The organism is Pseudomonas sp. ZL2 (assembly GCF_054788455.1).
On the sequence record NZ_JBGOGX010000034.1, the window covers coordinates 1 to 18,735 of the forward strand.

The 18,735-nt window shown below is 62.1% G+C and carries 16 protein-coding genes and 2 tRNA genes; 5 read left to right on the forward strand and 13 right to left on the reverse strand.

Annotated features, from left to right (window positions below; genetic code table 11):
- Window positions 1–134: 134 nt before the first annotated feature.
- A tRNA-Ala gene (locus ABM562_RS19785) sits at window positions 135–210 on the reverse strand.
- A 302-nt stretch (window positions 211–512) separates the two neighbouring features.
- Window positions 513–1,994, reverse strand: a complete 1,482-nt coding sequence (gltX, locus tag ABM562_RS19790) for a glutamate--tRNA ligase (RefSeq protein WP_460423045.1) — start codon at window positions 1,992–1,994, stop codon at window positions 513–515.
- 144 nt (window positions 1,995–2,138) lie between these two features.
- Here gltX and ABM562_RS19795 point away from each other — a divergent pair, with 144 nt between their 5' ends.
- Window positions 2,139–3,188, forward strand: a complete 1,050-nt coding sequence (locus ABM562_RS19795; protein ID WP_134061798.1) for an HlyD family secretion protein — start codon at window positions 2,139–2,141, stop codon at window positions 3,186–3,188.
- Window positions 3,178–4,728 carry a DHA2 family efflux MFS transporter permease subunit gene (locus ABM562_RS19800; RefSeq protein ID WP_115085940.1) on the forward strand — a complete coding sequence of 517 codons (1,551 nt, stop codon included), beginning with the start codon at window positions 3,178–3,180 and terminating at the stop codon, window positions 4,726–4,728. The genes ABM562_RS19795 and ABM562_RS19800 overlap by 11 nt, the downstream gene beginning before the upstream one ends.
- Before the next feature lie 102 nt (window positions 4,729–4,830).
- Here the strand turns inward: ABM562_RS19800 and uvrB are convergent, their stop codons facing one another.
- Window positions 4,831–6,846, reverse strand: a complete 2,016-nt coding sequence (uvrB, locus tag ABM562_RS19805; protein WP_115085939.1) for an excinuclease ABC subunit UvrB — start codon at window positions 6,844–6,846, stop codon at window positions 4,831–4,833.
- 308 nt (window positions 6,847–7,154) lie between these two features.
- Between uvrB and ABM562_RS19810 the strand changes: the two genes are divergently transcribed.
- Both ABM562_RS19810 and ABM562_RS19815 read left to right on the forward strand, forming a co-directional pair.
- Window positions 7,155–8,351 (forward strand): amino acid aminotransferase, encoded by a 1,197-nt coding sequence (locus ABM562_RS19810; RefSeq protein ID WP_115085938.1) that lies wholly within the window; start codon window positions 7,155–7,157, stop codon window positions 8,349–8,351.
- Window positions 8,352–8,414: 63 nt separating this feature from the next.
- A tRNA-Asn gene (locus tag ABM562_RS19815) sits at window positions 8,415–8,490 on the forward strand.
- Between the two features lie 90 nt (window positions 8,491–8,580).
- On the opposite strand, the gene ABM562_RS19820 is transcribed toward ABM562_RS19815, so the two are convergent.
- The 4 genes from ABM562_RS19820 to ABM562_RS19835 form a co-directional block, all read right to left on the reverse strand.
- Window positions 8,581–9,144, reverse strand: a complete 564-nt coding sequence (locus ABM562_RS19820; protein ID WP_115085937.1) for a DUF1285 domain-containing protein — start codon at window positions 9,142–9,144, stop codon at window positions 8,581–8,583.
- Window positions 9,145–9,154: 10 nt separating this feature from the next.
- Window positions 9,155–9,760 carry a DUF4823 domain-containing protein gene (locus ABM562_RS19825; protein ID WP_115085936.1) on the reverse strand — a complete coding sequence of 202 codons (606 nt, stop codon included), beginning with the start codon at window positions 9,758–9,760 and terminating at the stop codon, window positions 9,155–9,157.
- 66 nt (window positions 9,761–9,826) lie between these two features.
- On the reverse strand, window positions 9,827–10,795 hold the full coding sequence (locus ABM562_RS19830; protein ID WP_115085935.1) for a GTP 3',8-cyclase MoaA: 969 nt from the start codon (window positions 10,793–10,795) through the stop codon (window positions 9,827–9,829).
- Window positions 10,796–10,922: 127 nt separating this feature from the next.
- Window positions 10,923–11,561: a TetR/AcrR family transcriptional regulator gene (locus tag ABM562_RS19835; RefSeq protein WP_115085934.1), complete on the reverse strand. Its 639-nt coding sequence runs from the start codon at window positions 11,559–11,561 to the stop codon at window positions 10,923–10,925.
- Between the two features lie 72 nt (window positions 11,562–11,633).
- On the opposite strand from ABM562_RS19835, the gene ABM562_RS19840 reads away from it, so the two are divergent.
- Window positions 11,634–12,767: an aminotransferase class V-fold PLP-dependent enzyme gene (locus ABM562_RS19840; protein ID WP_115085933.1), complete on the forward strand. Its 1,134-nt coding sequence runs from the start codon at window positions 11,634–11,636 to the stop codon at window positions 12,765–12,767.
- 238 nt (window positions 12,768–13,005) lie between these two features.
- On the opposite strand, the gene ABM562_RS19845 is transcribed toward ABM562_RS19840, so the two are convergent.
- From ABM562_RS19845 to fabF, 6 genes are read right to left on the reverse strand one after another with little or no spacing between them, the layout of a single operon-like run.
- Window positions 13,006–13,788, reverse strand: a complete 783-nt coding sequence (locus ABM562_RS19845; protein WP_115085932.1) for a TatD family hydrolase — start codon at window positions 13,786–13,788, stop codon at window positions 13,006–13,008.
- Window positions 13,789–13,831: 43 nt separating this feature from the next.
- Window positions 13,832–14,818, reverse strand: coding sequence for a DNA polymerase III subunit delta' (locus ABM562_RS19850; RefSeq protein WP_115085931.1), 987 nt, complete (start codon window positions 14,816–14,818; stop codon window positions 13,832–13,834).
- Window positions 14,811–15,443 carry a dTMP kinase gene (gene tmk, locus ABM562_RS19855; RefSeq protein ID WP_134061788.1) on the reverse strand — a complete coding sequence of 211 codons (633 nt, stop codon included), beginning with the start codon at window positions 15,441–15,443 and terminating at the stop codon, window positions 14,811–14,813. Before tmk ends, ABM562_RS19850 begins: the two co-directional genes overlap by 8 nt.
- 19 nt (window positions 15,444–15,462) lie before the next feature.
- Window positions 15,463–16,614, reverse strand: a complete 1,152-nt coding sequence (gene mltG, locus ABM562_RS19860; protein WP_244211888.1) for an endolytic transglycosylase MltG — start codon at window positions 16,612–16,614, stop codon at window positions 15,463–15,465.
- 3 nt (window positions 16,615–16,617) lie between these two features.
- On the reverse strand, window positions 16,618–17,433 hold the full coding sequence (pabC, locus tag ABM562_RS19865) for an aminodeoxychorismate lyase (protein ID WP_115085928.1): 816 nt from the start codon (window positions 17,431–17,433) through the stop codon (window positions 16,618–16,620).
- On the reverse strand, window positions 17,433–18,677 hold the full coding sequence (gene fabF / locus ABM562_RS19870) for a beta-ketoacyl-ACP synthase II (RefSeq protein WP_115085927.1): 1,245 nt from the start codon (window positions 18,675–18,677) through the stop codon (window positions 17,433–17,435). Before fabF ends, pabC begins: the two co-directional genes overlap by 1 nt.
- Between the last annotated feature and the right edge of the window lie 58 nt (window positions 18,678–18,735).

An 18,735-nucleotide genomic window follows, 5' to 3' on the forward strand; every position in this document is an offset into this window, starting at 1 on the left:
AACCCCTGTTACCGCCGTGAAAGGGCGGTGTCCTAGGCCACTAGACGAAGGGGACGAACCTTCTTACCTTACCAACCCGGTCGCTGGAACCCGGTTGATTTCGCAGTCAGTCTAGCTGACTACGAATCGGAATTTGGTGGAGCTAAGCGGGATCGAACCGCTGACCTCCTGCATGCCATGCAGGCGCTCTCCCAGCTGAGCTATAGCCCCACAATGTCGCTTTGAACTGAACCGCTTGGCTGGGTGCTTCGCGTTTCGTTTTCGTTCATCGCTGTGGACGGGGCGCATATTAAGATCGGATGGCGAACCTGTCAAATATATTTTCAACAAAATTCAAAAAAAATTTCCGAGATAACAAACACTTACCGCCCAGAACCGGGAAACACCCCGATTTTACTGGGGTGAAACCCCATGAGAGCCGGCCTTGCCGGCGATGCAGACACCGCGCAATCACGAGCACCGCGCTGATGCCATCGCCGGCAAGGCCGGCTCCCACAGGGGAAGGAAAGCAATCAGGCGATGGTGCCCAGGAGCTTTTCCCACTCCTTGTTTTCTTTCTTCGACACACCACCGAGCAGGTCCAGGGCCTGGCGCAGGCGGTAGCGGGTCAGGTCCGGGCCAAGGATTTCCATGGCATCGAGCACCGAGACCGAGCTGGCCTGGCCGGTAATCGCAGCAAACATCAGCGGCATGGCATCACGCAACTTCAGCTCCAGGGCTTCGACCACCGCCTGGATGCATCCGGTGATGCGGTCTTTTTCCCACTGACGCAGGCTTTCGAGCTTCCACAGGATCAGCTGGATGACCTGGCGCACCTGGTCGGCCGAAAGCTTCTTGCTTTCGAACAGCTTGGCATCGAGCTTGAGGCCACCCTCAAAGAAGAAGCCCCCCAACGGTACGACCTGGCTGAAGGTCTCTACCCTGCCCTGCACATGCGGCGCGATCTGCATCATGTAGTCGCTGTTGAATGCCCACTTCTGCAGGCGTACAGCGAATTCTTCCACCGGCAGCTCGCGCAGCCACTGGCCGTTGAGCCACGACAGCTTCTCGATATCGAAGATCGGCCCGCCGAGGGAAACGCGCGACAGGTCGAAGTGCTCGACCATCTCGGCCAGGGAGAACTTCTCGCGCTCGTCCGGCATCGACCAGCCCATGCGGCCCAGGTAGTTGAGCATGGCTTCCGGCATGAAACCCATGCGCTCGTAGAAGGTCACCGAGGTCGGGTTCTTGCGCTTGGACAGCTTGCTCTTGTCCGGGTTACGCAGCAGCGGCATGTAGCACAGGGTCGGTTGTTCCCAGCCGAAGTACTCGTACAGCTTGATCAGCTTGGGCGCCGACGGTAGCCACTCTTCGCCGCGCAGCACATGGGTGATGCCCATCAGATGGTCATCGACGACGTTGGCCAGGAAGTAGGTCGGCAGGCCGTCGGTCTTCATCAAGACCTGCATGTCCATGCGGTCCCACGGGATCTCGACGTCGCTACGGAGCATGTCCGGGACCACGCAGACGCCTTCGCTCGGCACTTTCATGCGGATCACGTGCGGCTCGCCAGCGGCCAGGCGGCGCTGTACTTCTTCAGCCGACAGCAGCAAGGCGCGACCGTCGTAGCGTGGGGTTTCGCCACGGGCCATCTGTTCGGCACGCATCTGGTCCAGCTCTTCGGCGGTGCAGAAGCACGGGAAGGCGTGACCGAGGTCGACCAGCTGCTGGGCATACTGCTTGTAGATATCGCCCCGCTCGCTCTGCCGGTAAGGGCCGTGCGGGCCGCCGACGTCCGGACCTTCGCTCCACTCGATACCGAGCCAGCGCAGGGCGTCGAAGATCTGCTGTTCCGACTCGCGGGTCGAGCGCAGCTGGTCGGTATCTTCGATACGCAGGATGAACTCGCCGCCGTGCTGCTTGGCAAAGCAGTAGTTGAACAAGGCGATGTAAGCGGTGCCGACGTGGGGATCGCCAGTAGGCGAAGGCGCGATACGCGTGCGAACGGTGGTCATGGACAGTCTCGAACTAGAGATGAAACAAAGGCTGGATGTTAACAGGGAGCGGGCACCGGGCTCCAGCAATGGGCGCGATCGGCACTTGTAAGCACGGATCCAAACGCTGTTAAATTTGCTTACATTTTTGCAACGATCATCCCCATGCCTGCCCAACTCAAGCGTCGCCTGCTGATTTTTCTCACTCTGGTTGTAGTGATTGCCCTCGCCTTTCTCGCCCATTGGTATTTCAAGGGACGCTTCTATGAAAGCACCGACAATGCCTACGTACAGGGCGAAATTACCCGGGTTTCCAGCCAGCTGAGCGCGCGCATCGATGAAGTGCTGGTGCAGGACAACCAGCACGTGGCCAAGGGCGACCTGCTGGTGCGCCTGGAGCCGGAGGATTTCCGCCTGGCCGTGGAGCGCGCCCGCGCTGCCCTCGACACCCGTGAAGCCGAACGCCTGCAGGCCGAAAGCCGGCTCACCCAGCAAGCCAGCCTGATTGCCGCCGGGCAAGCCCAGGTCGCCGCCAACCAGGCCACCCTCGGCCGCGCGCAACTGGACCTGAACCGCGCCGAAGCGCTGCGCAAACCAGGGTTTGTCTCCGAAGAACGGGTCACTACCCTGTCGGCCGAGAACCACGTCGCCCGCTCCCAGGTGAGCAAGGCCCAGGCCGACCTGCAAGGTCAGCGCCAGCAGGTCAACGCCCTGACCGCCGAGATCAAGCGCCTGGATGCGCAGATCGTCAACGCCCGTGCCGATCTGGCCCAGGCCGAACTGAACCTGACCCGCAGCGCAATCCACGCACCGATCACCGGCATCATCGGCCAGCGCGCCGCGCGCAATGGCCAGGTGGTGCAGGCCGGTGCTTACCTGCTGTCGATCGTCCCCGATCAAGACATCTGGATTCAGGCCAACTTCAAGGAGACCCAGATCGGCCACATGCAGCCCGGGCAAAAAGCCGAGCTGCTGTTCGACAGCTACCCGGACACACCGATCGAAGCGCAAGTCGACAGCCTGTTCGCCGCCTCCGGCGCGCAGTTCAGCCTGCTGCCACCGGACAACGCCACCGGCAACTTCACCAAGGTGGTGCAGCGCATCCCGGTGAAACTGACCTTCGCCAGCGACAACCCGCTGCACGGCAAGATTCGCCCAGGCATGTCGGTTACCGCTACTGTCGACATCCGCGACAGCGCCGACCATGGCCGGTGACCCGTTGATCCGTCCCGCCGGCGAACCCAGCCGGCGCGACTGGATCGCGGTAATGAGCGTGATGCTCGGCGCCTTCATGGCGGTGCTCGACATCCAGATCACCAACTCCTCGCTCAAGGACATCCAGGGCGCCCTGTCGGCGACCCTGGAGGAAGGCTCGTGGATTTCCACCTCCTACCTGGTGGCCGAGATCATCATGATCCCGCTCACCGCCTGGCTGGTGCAACTGCTCTCGGCGCGACGCCTGGCGGTGTGGGTGTCATTGGGTTTTCTGGCCTCATCACTGTTGTGTTCCATGGCCTGGAACCTGGAGAGCATGATCATCTTCCGCGCCATGCAGGGTTTTACCGGCGGCGCGCTGATCCCCCTGGCCTTCACCCTGACCCTGATCAAACTACCAGAACACCACCGCGCCAAAGGCATGGCCATGTTTGCCATGACCGCCACATTCGCGCCATCAATCGGCCCGACCCTGGGGGGTTGGCTGACCGAGAACTGGGGCTGGGAGTACATCTTCTATATCAACATCCCGCCGGGGCTGATCATGATCGGCGGCTTGCTGTACGGTCTGGAGAAGAAAGAAGCACACTGGGAACTGCTGAAAAGCACCGACTATGCCGGCATTGTTACCCTCGGCGTCGGCCTTGGCTGCCTGCAGGTGTTCCTCGAAGAGGGCCACCGCAAGGACTGGCTGGAGTCGAGCCTGATCGTCACCCTGGGCAGCATCGCCCTGCTCAGCCTGATCGCCTTCGTCATCCTGCAGTTTTCCAAGCCCAACCCGCTGATCAACCTGCGCATCCTCGGCAACCGCAACTTTGGCCTGTCGAGTATCGCCAGCCTGGGGATGGGCGTGGGTCTGTACGGTTCGATCTACCTGCTGCCGCTGTACCTGGCGCAGATCCAGAACTACAACGCCCTGCAGATCGGCGAAGTGATCATGTGGATGGGTATTCCGCAGCTGTTCCTGATTCCGCTGGTACCGCAGCTGATGAAGGTGATCTCGCCGAAGATTCTCTGCACCGTGGGTTTCGGCCTGTTCGGCCTGGCCAGCTTCAGCTCCGGGGTGCTCAACCCGGACTTTGCCGGCGAGCAGTTCAACCATATCCAGATCATCCGCGCCCTCGGCCAGCCGATGATCATGGTGACCATCTCGTTGATTGCCACGGCGTATATCCAGCCCCAGGATGCCGGCTCGGCGTCCAGCCTGTTCAACATCCTGCGCAACCTGGGTGGTGCCATCGGGATCGCCTTGCTGGCAACCCTGCTGGATGCGCGGACCAAGGTGTATTTCGATTACCTGCGCGAGTCAGTGGTGCCGAGCAATCCGCAGGTGGCAGAACGCCTGGCGCAATTGGCGGAGCGTTTGGGCAGCGATGGCGCGGCGCTGGGCAAGCTGAGTGAAATCACCCACCAGCAGGCGATGATCATGGCCTATAACGACGCCTTCCATTTTGTCGGCATCGGCTTGGCGATCAGTATGCTGGCCGTGGTGATGACGCGGAAACTGCCCCAGGGGTTGAAGGCGGGGGAAGCGCACTGACCCGTTTTGGGCCTGCTTTGCAGGCCATCGCTGGCAAGCCAGCTCCCACAGGTATGTCATTCACAGGACCATGTGGGAGCTGGCTTGCCAGCGATAAGGCCCTCAGGCGGTGATCATCCGCTCGCGCAACGCGGTAATCTCGTCGCGCAACTGCGCCGCTGCCTCGAACTCCAGGTCCCGCGCCAGCTGATACATCTTCTCTTCCAGCTGCTTGATACGCTTGGCGATCTCGCCCGGCGAGCGCAGTTCGGCTTCGTAACGGGCGCTCTCCTCTGCCGCCTTGGCCATGCCCTTGCGCTTCTTGCTGCGCGAGCCGGGCACGTTGGCGCCTTCCATGATGTCGGTGATGTCTTTGACCACGCCCTTGGGCACGATGCCGTTGGCGGCGTTGAAGGCTATCTGCTTGTCGCGGCGCCGTTCGGTCTCGCCAATCGCCCGCTGCATCGAGCCAGTCATGTTGTCGGCGTACAAAATTGCCCGGCCATTGAGGTTACGCGCCGCGCGGCCGATGGTCTGGATCAGCGAGCGCTCGGAACGCAGGAAGCCTTCCTTGTCGGCATCGAGGATTGCCACCAGCGACACCTCGGGCATGTCCAGGCCTTCACGCAACAGGTTGATGCCCACCAGCACATCGAAAGTACCCAGGCGCAGGTCGCGGATGATCTCGACCCGCTCCACGGTGTCGATGTCCGAGTGCAGGTAACGCACGCGCACGTCGTGATCGGCCAGGTAGTCGGTGAGGTCTTCGGCCATGCGCTTGGTCAGGGTGGTGACCAGCACGCGCTCTTCCACCGCCACGCGCTTGCGAATCTCCGACAGCAGATCATCGACCTGGGTGGTGGCCGGGCGCACCTCGACCTGCGGGTCGACCAGGCCGGTCGGGCGTACCACCTGTTCCACCACGCGGCCGGCGTGTTCAGCCTCGTAGTTGCCCGGGGTCGCCGAGACGAAGATGGTCTGCGGGCTGACGTTTTCCCACTCGTCAAAACGCATCGGCCGGTTGTCCAGCGCCGAGGGCAGGCGAAAGCCGTACTCGACCAGGGTTTCCTTGCGCGAGCGGTCGCCCTTGTACATGGCGCCGACCTGCGGAACGCTGACGTGGGATTCGTCGATCACCAGCAGGGCGTCGTCCGGCAGGTAGTCGTAGAGGGTCGGTGGCGGCGCACCGGCCGGGCGCCCGGAGAGGTAGCGCGAGTAGTTTTCGATGCCGTTGCAGTAGCCCAGCTCGAGGATCATCTCCAGGTCGAAACGGGTGCGTTGCTCCAGGCGCTGGGCTTCGACCAGCTTGTTGCTCTTGTGCAGGTACTCAAGGCGCTGGGCCAGTTCTTCCTTGATGCCGTCCACCGCCTCGAGCAGGGTCTCGCGCGGGGTCACGTAGTGGCTCTTGGGGTAGAAGGTGAAGCGCGGCAGCTTGCGGATCACTTCGCCGGTCAGCGGATCGAAGGCGGCGATGTTCTCCACCTCGTCGTCGAACAGCTCGATGCGGATGGCTTCCAGGTCCGATTCGGCCGGGAAGATATCGATCACGTCACCGCGCACGCGGAAGGTGGCGCGGGCAAAGTCCATCTCGTTGCGGGTGTACTGCAGGTCGGCCAGGCGACGCAGCAGCGCGCGCTGGTCGAGCTTGTCGCCGCGGTCCACGTGCAGGACCATCTTCAGGTAGGTTTCCGGGCTGCCCAGGCCATAGATGCAGGAAACGGTGGTGACGATGATCGCGTCACGGCGCTCCAGCAGCGCCTTGGTCGCCGACAGGCGCATCTGCTCGATATGGTCGTTGATCGAGGCGTCCTTCTCGATGAAGGTATCGGACGACGGCACATAGGCTTCGGGCTGGTAGTAGTCGTAATAGGAAACGAAATATTCCACGGAGTTGTTCGGGAAGAACGACTTGAACTCGCCGTACAGCTGCGCCGCCAGGGTCTTGTTCGGCGCCAGCACCAGCGTTGGGCGCTGCACCTGGGCGATCACGTTGGCGATGCTGAAGGTCTTGCCCGAGCCGGTCACCCCGAGCAGGGTCTGGTGCGCAAGGCCCGCCTCGATTCCTTCGACCATCAGGCGAATGGCCTCGGGCTGGTCGCCGGCCGGCTGGAAACGGGTGACGAGCTGGAACTCGGACATGACAAACCTCTGTGTGATCGCGATGGTTTCATCGCTGGCGCGGACAACTGTATTTATAGACAGTAGTTATACCGAATTTAGGGCCGGGAGCGCCAGTTTCAACTCAGTGTTGTGGGCATTTCCGACTATGGACCGATCAAATCGACTAACGGTCGAAAAATATTCGGCCAAACAGCAGGAAAAGCTGCGACAGACTGTCGCCGTGACCGACCGGTATCACTATACTGACTCCCCGTTTGTGCACCGCTCTAGTGCAAGCGACTGGAGCGTGCGACCTCTTCCACTCTCCATTCAGAGCCAAGGTAAAAATGAGCCTGTTTTCCGCTGTCGAGCTGGCACCACGCGACCCCATTCTGGGCCTCAACGAAGCTTTCAACGCCGATACCCGTAGCAACAAGGTCAACCTGGGTGTAGGTGTTTACTGCAACGAAGAAGGGCGTATCCCACTGCTGCGCGCAGTGATCGAAGCCGAAACCCAGCGCGCTGCCCAGCACGCTTCCCGCGGTTACCTGCCGATCGACGGTATCGTCGCTTACGACCAGGCCGTGCAGAAGCTGCTGTTCGGTGCCGAGTCGCCGCTGCTGAGCGCCGGTCGGGTGATCACCACCCAGGCCGTCGGCGGTACCGGCGCCCTGAAGATCGGTGCCGACTTCCTCAAGCAGCTGTCGCCGAACGCCGTCGTCGCCATCAGCGACCCGAGCTGGGAAAACCACCGCGCACTGTTCGAAACCGCTGGTTTCCCGGTACAGAACTACCGCTACTACGACGCCGCCACCCATGACGTCAACCGCAGCGGCATGCTCGAAGACCTCAACGCCCTGCCATCCGGCTCGATCATTGTGCTGCACGCCTGCTGCCACAACCCGACCGGTGTCGACCTGACCCCAGAAGACTGGAAAAACGTCCTCGAAGTGGTCAAGGCCAAAGGCCACGTGCCGTTCCTCGACATGGCCTACCAGGGCTTTGGCGCCGGTATCACTGAAGACGCCGCCGCCGTACGCCTGTTCGCCGAGTCGGGCCTGAACTTCTTCGTGTCCAGCTCGTTCTCCAAATCCTTCTCGCTGTACGGCGAGCGCGTTGGCGCCCTGTCGATCGTCACCGAGTCCAAGGAAGAGGCCACGCGCGTGCTGTCGCAAGTCAAGCGCGTGATCCGCACCAACTACTCCAACCCGCCGACCCACGGCGCGACCATCGTCGCCACCGTGCTCAACAGCCCAGAGCTGCGCAAGATGTGGGAAGACGAGCTGGCCGAGATGCGCCAGCGCATCCACGGCATGCGCCAGCAGATGGTCGAGCTGCTGGCCGAGTACGGCGCCAAGCAGGACTTCAGCTTCGTCGGTCGCCAGTGCGGCATGTTCTCCTACTCCGGTCTGACCGTTGAGCAGGTGGCCCGCCTGAAGAACGAGTTCGGTATCTATGCTCTGGATACCGGCCGCATCTGCGTCGCCTCGCTGAACCAAAGCAACATCCATGTGGTGACCAAGGCGATCGTCGAGGTCCTGTAAATTACTCAATTGCATAGGGGAGGCTTGACTTCCCCTTAGCAATCAGTAAGATACGCCACAGATTCCGCGATAGCTCAGTCGGTAGAGCAAATGACTGTTAATCATTGGGTCCCAGGTTCGAGTCCTGGTCGCGGAGCCAAACACCTGAAAAACCTCCAGTTGCCTTGAGCACTGGAGGTTTTTTCGTTTCCGAGCGCACAAAAGTTGCGCCACAGGCAATGCGCGGAGGCTAATCGGCCCGGCCGATAGGGTAGAAGCTGCCGCCACTCCAGACGCCCAGCCATTGCTGGCCATCGATCTGCCGCGGCACCGCCAGCTCGACCAACTGGTAGAAGACGTTGCGATGGATCAGCGCTTCGAGGTTGCTGCGCATGTGCACATACGGCGAAGGCTCCTGGGTTTGCGCATCGATTTCAAAGCGCAGCGGATGCTCGGGGCCGGCCTCGACCTGATCGTCGACATTGCTGGTAAAGCGCAGCAGCTGCTGCTCACCCTCGCCCTGCACTTCAAGACTGACAGCAACAAAGGGCGCGTCATCAACCTTGATGCCAACCTTCTCCACCGGCGTCACCAGGAAGTAGTCGTCACCGTCGCGGCGGATGATGGTCGAGAACAGCCGCACCATCGGCTTGCGTCCGATCGGCGTACCCAGGTAGTACCAGGTGCCGTCGCGGGCAATGCGCATGTCGATGTCGCCGCAGAATTCCGGGTTCCACAGATGCACGGGCGGCAGGCCCTTTTCTGCCTTGGGAATCTGTGCCAGCAGATCACTGGCCTTGCCGGAATCTTGCATCAACCTCTCCTTAGCGACTCATGCCCAACAGACTGCGAGCGTAATCCTCAAGCGGCGGCCTGAGCAAATCTTCCGGCGTGTTGTCGTGGAACGTCAGCAAACCGCCGCGGCTTTTGATGCGCGCGGTGTCGATCAGGTATCGGGTACTGGTTTCGATCAGCATCAGCTGCACGACGCCTGTATCGACGCCCAGCCGATCAACCGCCTGCTCGTCGTACCACTCATCACCATTGCCGATGCGATCGTCAGTTCGGGCAAAGCGGGTGTACAGCAAATAATGCGCGCCGACTTCGCGCGCCTCGATCAATGCCTGCTCCAGCCCTAGCGGTGCCGGGGCACGGCGGACCATGGGGAAATACTCGATAAAGCCATTGAAGGCTTGTTCGGCCACCACATTGGGGCGTGGATACGGGCCCTTGCCCGGTGGCACGAAGGCACCCTGGCCAATGTAAATGAATGAATCAGGCTGCAGGCGCACCGACAGTGAACGGCGGGTGTCGCTGTGATCGAGCAGACCGGCATCGCTCATGTGATAACGGGCGCCCTCGCCCATATCGCTGACATTCATGCAGCCGCCCAGCGCCGTCAGCGCCAGCAGCAAAACCAGGCTACGCATCTATCCTCCAGTGGCCGGTGACGGAAAACCGGCGAACAGCTGGCAGATGCAGCTTTTGCGCCAGTCTTAGCCGCCAATGATCTTCATCACCGTCGCACCACCGGAAAATGCCACCGGCTGCTTGTCGCCAAGGGCTTTGACCAGCAAGCCCTGTAGTGCCGGCAAGGCCTGATGACGCGGTTTATCGAGCAGGTCGCCGATGTAGTGACGGTTGCTCGACGACAGACAACCGTGCAGCCAGCCGGTAGACGACAGGCGCAAGCGCGAACAGGTACGGCAGAACGGCACGCTCTCGTTGGCGATCACGCCAAAATAGCCTTGGCCCGGGATCTGATAACGCAACGCGGTGGCATCTACCGGTGCGTTGGCCTGCAAATACTCGTATTGCTCGCCAATCATCTGCAGCAGGTGTTCGAGGCTGACGAACTGCTGCAGGAAGGCATTGCTGTCGCGGGCCAGGTGACCCATGCGCATTAGCTCGATGAAGCGCAGCTCATAGCCGTGGGCCAGGCAATACTCGAGCAGCGGCAGGACCTGATCGAAGTTCTGCCCGCGCAAGGGCACCATGTTGACCTTGATCTGCATGCCGCAAGCGCGGGCCTGGCTCATGCCGTCGAGCACAGTGGCCAGGTCGCCGCCACGGGCAATACGACGGAAGGCGTCCGGGTCGAGGGTGTCGAGGGAAACGTTGAGGCGACGGATACCCGCCGCGCGCAGCAAGGGCAGCTTGCGCGCCAGCAACTGACCATTGGTGGTCAGGCTGATTTCATCCAGACCCAGAGTGGCGATTGAGCCGAGAAAAGTTTCAAGCTTCGGACTGACCAGCGGCTCGCCGCCGGTGACACGCACCCGCTCGATACCGGCGGCCTCCACCAGGTAAGCCACGCCGCGAGCCATGGCCTCGGCCGAGAGCTCGTCCTGGGCCGCCACCAGACGCTTGCCGTCCGGCACACAATAGGTACAGGCGTAGTTGCAGGCAGCCGTCAGGCTGACACGCAAATTGCGAAAACGCCTGCCTTGGCGGTCGACGATCATGGGTGACTCCGGCATGGGTGAATCGGGCCTGCAAAACCTGACTCAAAAATCAGGTTTTTGCAAGCCTCATACCTGAGTATATTCCTCGGCAGCCGATCCCAGTAGCGCCATGGTTTGGCTGAATGTCTCAGCTACCGGCGGTATCCGTGTCGCGCTTGCGCTTGTTGCCCATGCGCACGCCGATGTCCATGAGGAACTGGAAGAAGCCTTCCTGATCTTCCAGCACATTGCTCCAGAACGGCGAGTGATAGAGCGCCACGGCCCCATGCACCAGCGCCCAGGCCGCGCAGTAGTGAAAGTACGGCGGCACGTCTTCGAGCTTGCCTTCGCTGATGCGGCCCTTGATCAGCAGGGTCAGGCGGTCGAAGTTGGAGGCGCGGATCTTGTGCAGCTCCTCGACCATCTCCGGCACCTGGTTGCCCTTGACCACCTTCTCTTCGAGGCGGTCGAACAGGCGGTAGCGCTGCGGATCACGCATGCGGAATTCGAAGTAGGCGCGCGACAGGGCTTCCTTGTCGCGGTCGACGTCGGCAGAGTGCAGCAGTTCGTTCAAATCGCGCTCGTAGTCGAGCATCAGGCGCAGGTAGATCTCCGCCTTGGATTTGAAGTGCTTGTAGATCGTGCCTTTGCCGATACCGACGGCATCAGCGATCATCTCGACGGTGACGCTGTCTTCACCCTGTTCGAGAAACAGCTTGAGCGCGGTATCGAGAATTTCTTGCTCACGGCGACGAAACTCACGGACCTTACGAGGTTCTTTCTGCATAAGAAGGACTGGATCAAAATCGAAGCCGGTTATTATGCCTAACTTGCGCCAAAATGCACGGATCATCCAACCATGTCTATGTTTCTTGATGAGTTTGAACAGGCGCCGGGCCTGCGCTATCTGAACCATGCCGCCGTGGCACCCTGGCCGAAACGCGCCAGCCAGGCGGTTTCACGCTTCGCCAGCGAGAACGTTTTGCTCGGCGCAAGGGACTATCCGGACTGGATGGCCATGGAGCAACGTTTACGTGAACGCCTGATGCGCCTGACGAATGCACCGTCGACGGATGACATCGCACTGGTCAAGAACACTTCCGAGGCGCTGTCTTTCGTTGCCTTCGGTATCGACTGGCAGGCCGGCGACCAGATCGTTATCAGCGACGAAGAATTCCCCTCCAACCGGATTGTCTGGGAAGCCCTGGCCGACAAAGGCGTCAGCGTCATCCAGGTGAGCCTCAAGGGCAGCGACCCGGAAGGCGATCTGTTGGCCGCCTGCGGCCCCAAGGTTCGCCTGCTGGCAATCAGCGCCGTGCAATTCGCCAGCGGCCTGCGCCTGGACTTGCCACGTTTGGGTCAGGGCTGCCGTGACCGGGAAGTGCTGTTCTGCATCGACGCCATCCAGCAATTGGGCGCCCTGCCCTTCGACGTCCAGGCCTACCAGTGCGACTTTGCCATGGCTGACGGGCATAAATGGATGCTCGGCCCGGAAGGCCTGGGGGTGTTCTATTGCCGCGCCGAGGTGCGCCCGCTGCTCAAGCTCAGCGAGTACGGCTGGCACATGCTCGAACACATGGGCGACTACACACGCAGTGAATGGCAACCGGCCCATAGCGCGCGGCGCTTTGAATGCGGCAGCCCGAACATGCTCGGCGCTGCAGCACTGGAGGCCAGCCTGTCGTTGCTCGAGGAAGTGGGCATGGAACAGGTGGCGACAGCGCTACTGGAACGGGCGCAGTGGCTCACCGAGGGCCTGGCGGCGATCCCCGGGGTACGCGTACACAGCCCGCAGGACCCGGCGCGCCGCTCGGGGATTGTTTCCTTCAGCATGGATGGCGTTGAAAACGCGCAGATCTATCAGCGACTCAAGCAGGAACAGGTGATATGCATTCCGCGGGGCCCCGGGGTGCGATTTTCTCCGCACTTCTACACACCCAAGTCGATAATCGACGAAACTCTGGCCATTGTGCGGCAGATTGCAGAGCGATGAGTGCTCAGCAGCGGCAGGCGTATTCCAAATCTGTTTAAAAAACGAGCAGCGGCCGGTGGCGGCGCGCCAATCCTGACCAATACTTCAGATGTTGGCGCAGCGCATCCCCCCATGTGGCGCCGATAAAGGTGCTCAGGGACCGCGCGCCTTTGTTTTACTCCTAATGGTCTTAACCCGGATTCACCCCCCAGAACCCGGGTTTTTTTTGTCTGCGATTTTTACCACCTGCAGGAGCCGTTCAGGCCACCCGCGCCAACGGAAACAACCGCTTGAAGTTGGCAGTGGTCTGCTCGGCCAGCTGCTCATAGCGCTCACCGCGCACCATCGCGACGAACTCCGCCACTTCCCGTACGTATTGCGGCAGGTTGGCCTTGCCGCGATAAGGAATCGGCGCCAGGTATGGCGAGTCGGTCTCGACCAGCAGGCGATCGGCCGGCACCTGCCGGGCCACATCGCGCAACGCATCGGCGTTGCGGAAGGTGACAATGCCCGACAGCGAGATGTAATAGCCCAGATCCAGCGCCGCCTTGGCCATGTCCCAGTCTTCAGTGAAACAATGCAGCACACCGGCCTGACTCAAATCCGCTTCACGCAGCAAGGTCAGGGTGTCGGCGCGCGCCGCACGGGTGTGGATGATCACCGGCTTGCCAGTGACCTTGGCTGCCTCCAGGTGCAGGCGGAACGAGTCCTGCTGCACCTGGGCAGCCTCTGGCTCGTAGTGATAGTCCAGGCCGGTTTCGCCGATGGCCACCACGTGCGGGTGCTGAAGCTCTTTGAGCAGCCAGTCCAGCGGCGGCGCGCCATCAGGGGTGAGGTCCAGCGGGTGAATACCCACCGAACAGTCGACATCGCTGTAGCGCTCGCTCAGGTCCTTGACCGCCTGAGCATTGTCGGCACTGACGCCGATGCACAGAAAGTGGCCGACGCCACGCGCGCGAGCCGCATCCAGGGCCGCATCCAGGGAGCCCTGGTGGGCAGTGAGGTCGAGACGGTCGAGGTGGCAATGGGAATCTACAAGCATGGGCGGATGACAACGCTGAAAAGTAATGAAGGAACGGCGCAGCTCAACGCTGGCCCGGCAACATCGCCCAGGACGCCAGCAGCGCCTCGAGCAACAGCACTCGATTGAGGTTGGCCTTGCCCAGCACCTTCTGGCGCTGGGCCAGAATCCAGTCCTGGATCTCCAGGACCTTGCCCTGGTTGCTCTTCTGCGCCAGGTACTGGACCACCTTGCGCATATCGCTCAAGCCTAACCCCTCCTCGTCCTGGGTCAACTGGTAACGCAGGACCAGGCTGGACCAGTCGCAGAACCAGTCGAACAGTTGCAACAAGGGAATGGCATTCCAGGCTTCGGCCAGTTGGCTGGGCGATTGCTGCTGCTTGAGCAACTTCTTCACGCCCTCGACCACCAGCGCGCGCTGCTCGCGCACACCCTGGGCCTGCAGGCTGACGGCCGCCAAAGGCGAGCCGGCGGCCAGGCTGAGCAACTCCAGGCGCTCCTGCTCGTCGCAGTCGGGCAAGGCCTGCTCGAGCCAGGCCAGGCTTTGCTCGCGGCTCGGCAGCGGACAGGCTTGCTGCTGGCAGCGGCTCTTGATGGTCGGCAGCAAGCGGCTGGGCTGATGGCTGACCAGGAGCAAAACGGTATTGCCCGAGGGCTCTTCAAGGCTTTTGAGCAGGGCGTTGGCGGCATTGACGTTCATCGCCTCGGCCGGCTCGATCAACACCACTTTGCGCCCGCCCAGCTGCGCCGTCTGCACCACGAAGGACACCAGGTCGCGAACCTGGTCGACCTTGATCGGCTTGTCGGCCTCCTCCGGCTCCAGCACGTAGTTGTCGGGGTGGCTGCCTGCTGCGAGCAACAGGCACGACTTGCACTGCCCGCAAGCCTGCAACCCTTCTGGACGCTGGCACAGCAGCAACGCCATCAGGCGTTCGGCCATGGCCCGCTTGCCGATGCCTTGCGGGCCATGCAGCAGGTAGGCATGGGCATGCTGGGTACGTCCGGCCAGTTGCTGCCACAAAGCCTGCTGCCAGGGGAAGGCCTCAGCCACGGCAACGCTCCAGGATTTGCGGCAGCAAGGCGTCCAGCGATTGCTGGACCTGCGCCAGCGGCAGTGCGGCATCGATCAACCGGTACTGCTGCGGCGCGGCCTTGGCCCGGGCCAGGTAGGCCTGGCGCACGGCTTCGAAGAAGGCCTGGCCTTCCTGCTCGAAACGGTCCAGGCGACCGCGCGCGGCGGCGCGGGACAAGCCGATTTCCACCGGCAGGTCGAACACCAGGGTCAAGTCCGGACGCAGGTCGCCCTGGACGAAGCTCTCCAGCATGGCGATGCGCTCCAGCGACAGGCCACGGCCACCGCCCTGATAGGCGTAAGTGGCATCGGTAAAGCGGTCACACAGGACCACCGCCCCCCGGGCCAGGGCCGGGCGAATCACTTCGGCCAGGTGCTGGGCACGCGCGGCGAACACCAGCAGAAGCTCGGTGTCGGCATCCATTTTCTCGTCACTGGGCGCCAGCAGCAGTTCGCGAATCCGCTCGGCCAGCGGTGTACCGCCGGGCTCGCGGGTCAGCACGACATCCAGGCCCGCGGCGCGCAGGTGCTCGGCGAGGTACTCGCGATTGGTGCTCTTGCCCGCGCCTTCGGGACCTTCCAGGGTGATAAACAAGCCGCTCACAGGCAGTCCTTACAGTTGATCATTGCGGGGAGGTTTCTTCGCTGGCCGGCGCCGGTTGCTCAGGCGCAGGCACAGGCACAGGGCTGACTTCCGGCGTTTGCGGAGTCTGCGGTGCAACCTCGGGTTCAGGTTCGGTGACAGGTGCCGGGCTCGAACGGTAGTCGGCGCGGCGCTTGATCTGGTATTCGCGGACCGCCGAATTGTGCGCATCGAGATCATCGGAGAACACATGGCTGCCATCGCCACGGGCGACGAAGTACAAACTGCTGCCCGGCGTCGGGTTCAGCGCGGCATGAATGGCTTCGCGACCGACCATGGCGATCGGCGTCGGCGGCAGGCCGGCATTGGTGTAGGTGTTATACGGAGTCGGTTCGCGCAGGTCGGCGCGGGTGATCTTGCCGTTGTAGCGCTCGCCCATGCCGTAGATCACCGTCGGGTCAGTTTGCAGCAGCATGCCGATGCGCATGCGCCGCACGAACACCCCGGCGATCTGCCCGCGCTCCTGAGGCACGCCGGTTTCCTTCTCGACCAGCGACGCCATGATCAGCGCCTGGTACGGATCGCGATACGGCACGTCGCTGGAGCGCTCCGCCCATTCCTTGGCCAGCACTTCTTCCAGGCGCGCGTAGGCCTGCTGGAGGAACTCGACGTCGCTCATGCCGCGCACGAAGCGGTAGGTATCGGGGAAGAAGCGCCCTTCAGGGAATACTCCCGGATGGCCGAGCTTGTCCATGACCTCGGTGTCGCTGAGGCCGTCGATGGTTTTCTTGATCTTCTCGTGCCTGGCCAGCGCCGCACGTACCTGGCGGAAATTCCAGCCCTCGACCAGGGTCAGGGTGTACTGCACTACATCACCACGGCGCCAGACCTCGAACAGGTCGCGCACGGTCATGCCCGGAGTCATGCGGTATTCGCCGGTATGCAAGGGTACGCCAGCCATGTTGAAGCGCCAGTACAGGCGCAGCCAGAAGGCGTCTTCCAGCACACCGTCGCTCTGCATACGGTAGAACATGCGGTTGGGAGTAGTACCGGTGGGCACGTCGAGCAACTGCTCCTGGGACACGTGCAGGGTCTGCTCCAGCGCCGACTTCACCTTCCAGGCAGAATAGCCCGCCATCAGGCCGGCCAGGATCAACCCGATCTCCAGCAGCACCAAGAATTTACGTCTCACAAATCAGGTATCCAGTAGCGTACGGGCAATGGCCTGCAGTTTACGGGTGAGCGGCCCCGGCGGCCAGTTCAGCGATGTAAAAGCCTGCACCGGCCAGATGCCATAGACGCTGTTGCAGACGAATACTTCGTCGGCCTGCTGCAGGTCCTGCAGGCTCAAGTCGGTTATCTGCAAGGGGATCGCGGCATCCCTGGCGTGATCGAGCAAGGCTGCGCGCATCACCCCGGCCACGCCACAGCGGCTCAGGTCGGCGGTCAGCAACTGACCGTCGCGCACCAGGAACAGGTTGCTATACACCCCTTCGATGATGCGCCCGGAAACATCGCGCATCAAACCTTCAGCATGCCCGGCATCCTGCCATTCGGCACGGGCCAGCACTTGCTCGAGGCGGTTGAGGTGTTTCAGGCCAGCCAGCAACGGCTGCTCGGCCAGGCGCGTCTGGCAATCGAACAGGCGAACGCCCTGCTCGGCATGTTGTGCGGGATAACCGGGCAAGGGATTGCCCTGGAGAATACGCCGTGGCGCCACGCCAGCGGCCGGCGCATAGCCGCGCTGGCTGTCGCCGCGGGTAACAATAAGCTTGAGTACGCCGTCACCCAGCAAGCTGGCGTAACGGCATAGCTCGTCGCGAATCAGGCCGTGATCGGCGCTGATCGCCAGGCGCTGGCAACCCAGCGCCAGGCGCTCGAGGTGGTACTCGAGCAACGATGGCCGACCGGCACGTACGACGAGGGTCTCGAACAGACCATCGCCATAGGCCAGCCCCCGGCTTTGCAGCGTTAGCGCATCTGCCGGCAGGCCATCGACCCAGCTGTGCATCAGCCGGCGAACCGGCGGAACACCAGCGAGCCGTTGGTGCCACCAAAACCGAAGGAGTTGGACAGCACCACCTCGATCGGCATGGTCCGCGCCTGGTGTGGCACGAAGTCGAGGTCGCAACCTTCGCTCGGCTCATCCAGGTTGATGGTCGGCGGCGCCACCTGACTGTTGATCGACAGCACGCTGAAGATTGCCTCAACAGCACCGGCAGCACCCAGCAGGTGACCGGTCATCGACTTGGTCGAGCTGACGGCCAGCTTGTAGGCGTGGTCGCCGAACACCGACTTGATCGCCGAGGACTCTGCCAGATCGCCTGCTGGCGTCGACGTGCCATGTGCGTTGATGTAATCAACGTCACTGGCGTTCAGGCCGGCATCGCGCAGGGCGTTGACCATGCAGCGCGCAGCACCGCTGCCATCTTCTGGCGGCGAGGTCATGTGGTAGGCATCGCCACTCATGCCGAAACCAACCAGCTCGGCATAGATGGTCGCGCCGCGAGCCTTGGCGTGCTCGAGCTCTTCGAGTACCAGCGCACCGGCACCGTCGGCGAGGACGAAGCCATCACGGCCCTTGTCCCACGGACGGCTGGCACGGGTCGGGTCGTCATTGCGGGTCGACAGCGCCCGCGACGCACCGAAACCGCCCATGCCCAGACCGCAGGCAGCCATTTCCGCACCGCCGGCGATCATCACGTCGGCTTCACCGAAGGCAATGTTGCGCGCGGCCATGCCGATACAGTGGGTACCGGTGGTGCAAGCGGTGGAAATAGCGTAGTTAGGCCCCTGTACACCCAGATGGATCGACAGGAAACCAGAAATCATGTTGATGATCGAACCCGGTACGAAGAATGGCGAAATGCGCCGCGGGCCCTGATCATGCAAGGTCCGGCTGGTTTCTTCGATGTTGGTCAGGCCGCCGATACCCGAGCCCATGGCCACGCCAATGCGCTCGCGGTTGGCATCGGTCACTTCCAGGCCGGCATTACGCACTGCCTGAAAACCGGCTGCCAGGCCGTACTGGATGAACAGATCGAGCTTGCGGGCTTCCTTGACCGACAGGTACTGCTCGACTTCAAAGCCCTTTACCGAGCCGCCAAAACGGGTGGAGTAGGCAGACAGGTCAGTATGCTCGATCAGACCTATGCCACTGCGGCCAGCCAGAATGCCCTGCCAACTGCTCGGCACATCCGTACCCAGTGGCGACAGCATACCCATACCGGTGACCACGACGCGTCTACGCGACACAGCACTCTCCTTATTCAATTGACTACATCTCTTGTAAAGAAAAAACCGCACGCCGGCG

Bases quoted from the DNA above. Each gene is read 5' to 3' on its own strand.
- gltX (WP_460423045.1), bottom strand. From the start codon at position 1,994: ATGACCACCGTTCGCACGCGTATCGCGCCTTCGCCTACTGGCGATCCC.
- ABM562_RS19840 (WP_115085933.1), top strand. From the start codon at position 11,634: ATGTCTATGTTTCTTGATGAGTTTGAACAGGCGCCGGGCCTGCGCTAT.
- ABM562_RS19830 (WP_115085935.1), bottom strand. From the start codon at position 10,795: ATGATCGTCGACCGCCAAGGCAGGCGTTTTCGCAATTTGCGTGTCAGC.
- ABM562_RS19845 (WP_115085932.1), bottom strand. From the start codon at position 13,788: ATGCTTGTAGATTCCCATTGCCACCTCGACCGTCTCGACCTCACTGCC.
- ABM562_RS19800 (WP_115085940.1), top strand. From the start codon at position 3,178: ATGGCCGGTGACCCGTTGATCCGTCCCGCCGGCGAACCCAGCCGGCGC.
- pabC (WP_115085928.1), bottom strand. From the start codon at position 17,433: ATGCACAGCTGGGTCGATGGCCTGCCGGCAGATGCGCTAACGCTGCAA.
- ABM562_RS19820 (WP_115085937.1), bottom strand. From the start codon at position 9,144: ATGCAAGATTCCGGCAAGGCCAGTGATCTGCTGGCACAGATTCCCAAG.
- ABM562_RS19835 (WP_115085934.1), bottom strand. From the start codon at position 11,561: ATGCAGAAAGAACCTCGTAAGGTCCGTGAGTTTCGTCGCCGTGAGCAA.
- ABM562_RS19810 (WP_115085938.1), top strand. From the start codon at position 7,155: ATGAGCCTGTTTTCCGCTGTCGAGCTGGCACCACGCGACCCCATTCTG.
- ABM562_RS19825 (WP_115085936.1), bottom strand. From the start codon at position 9,760: ATGCGTAGCCTGGTTTTGCTGCTGGCGCTGACGGCGCTGGGCGGCTGC.
- ABM562_RS19795 (WP_134061798.1), top strand. From the start codon at position 2,139: ATGCCTGCCCAACTCAAGCGTCGCCTGCTGATTTTTCTCACTCTGGTT.
- uvrB (WP_115085939.1), bottom strand. From the start codon at position 6,846: ATGTCCGAGTTCCAGCTCGTCACCCGTTTCCAGCCGGCCGGCGACCAG.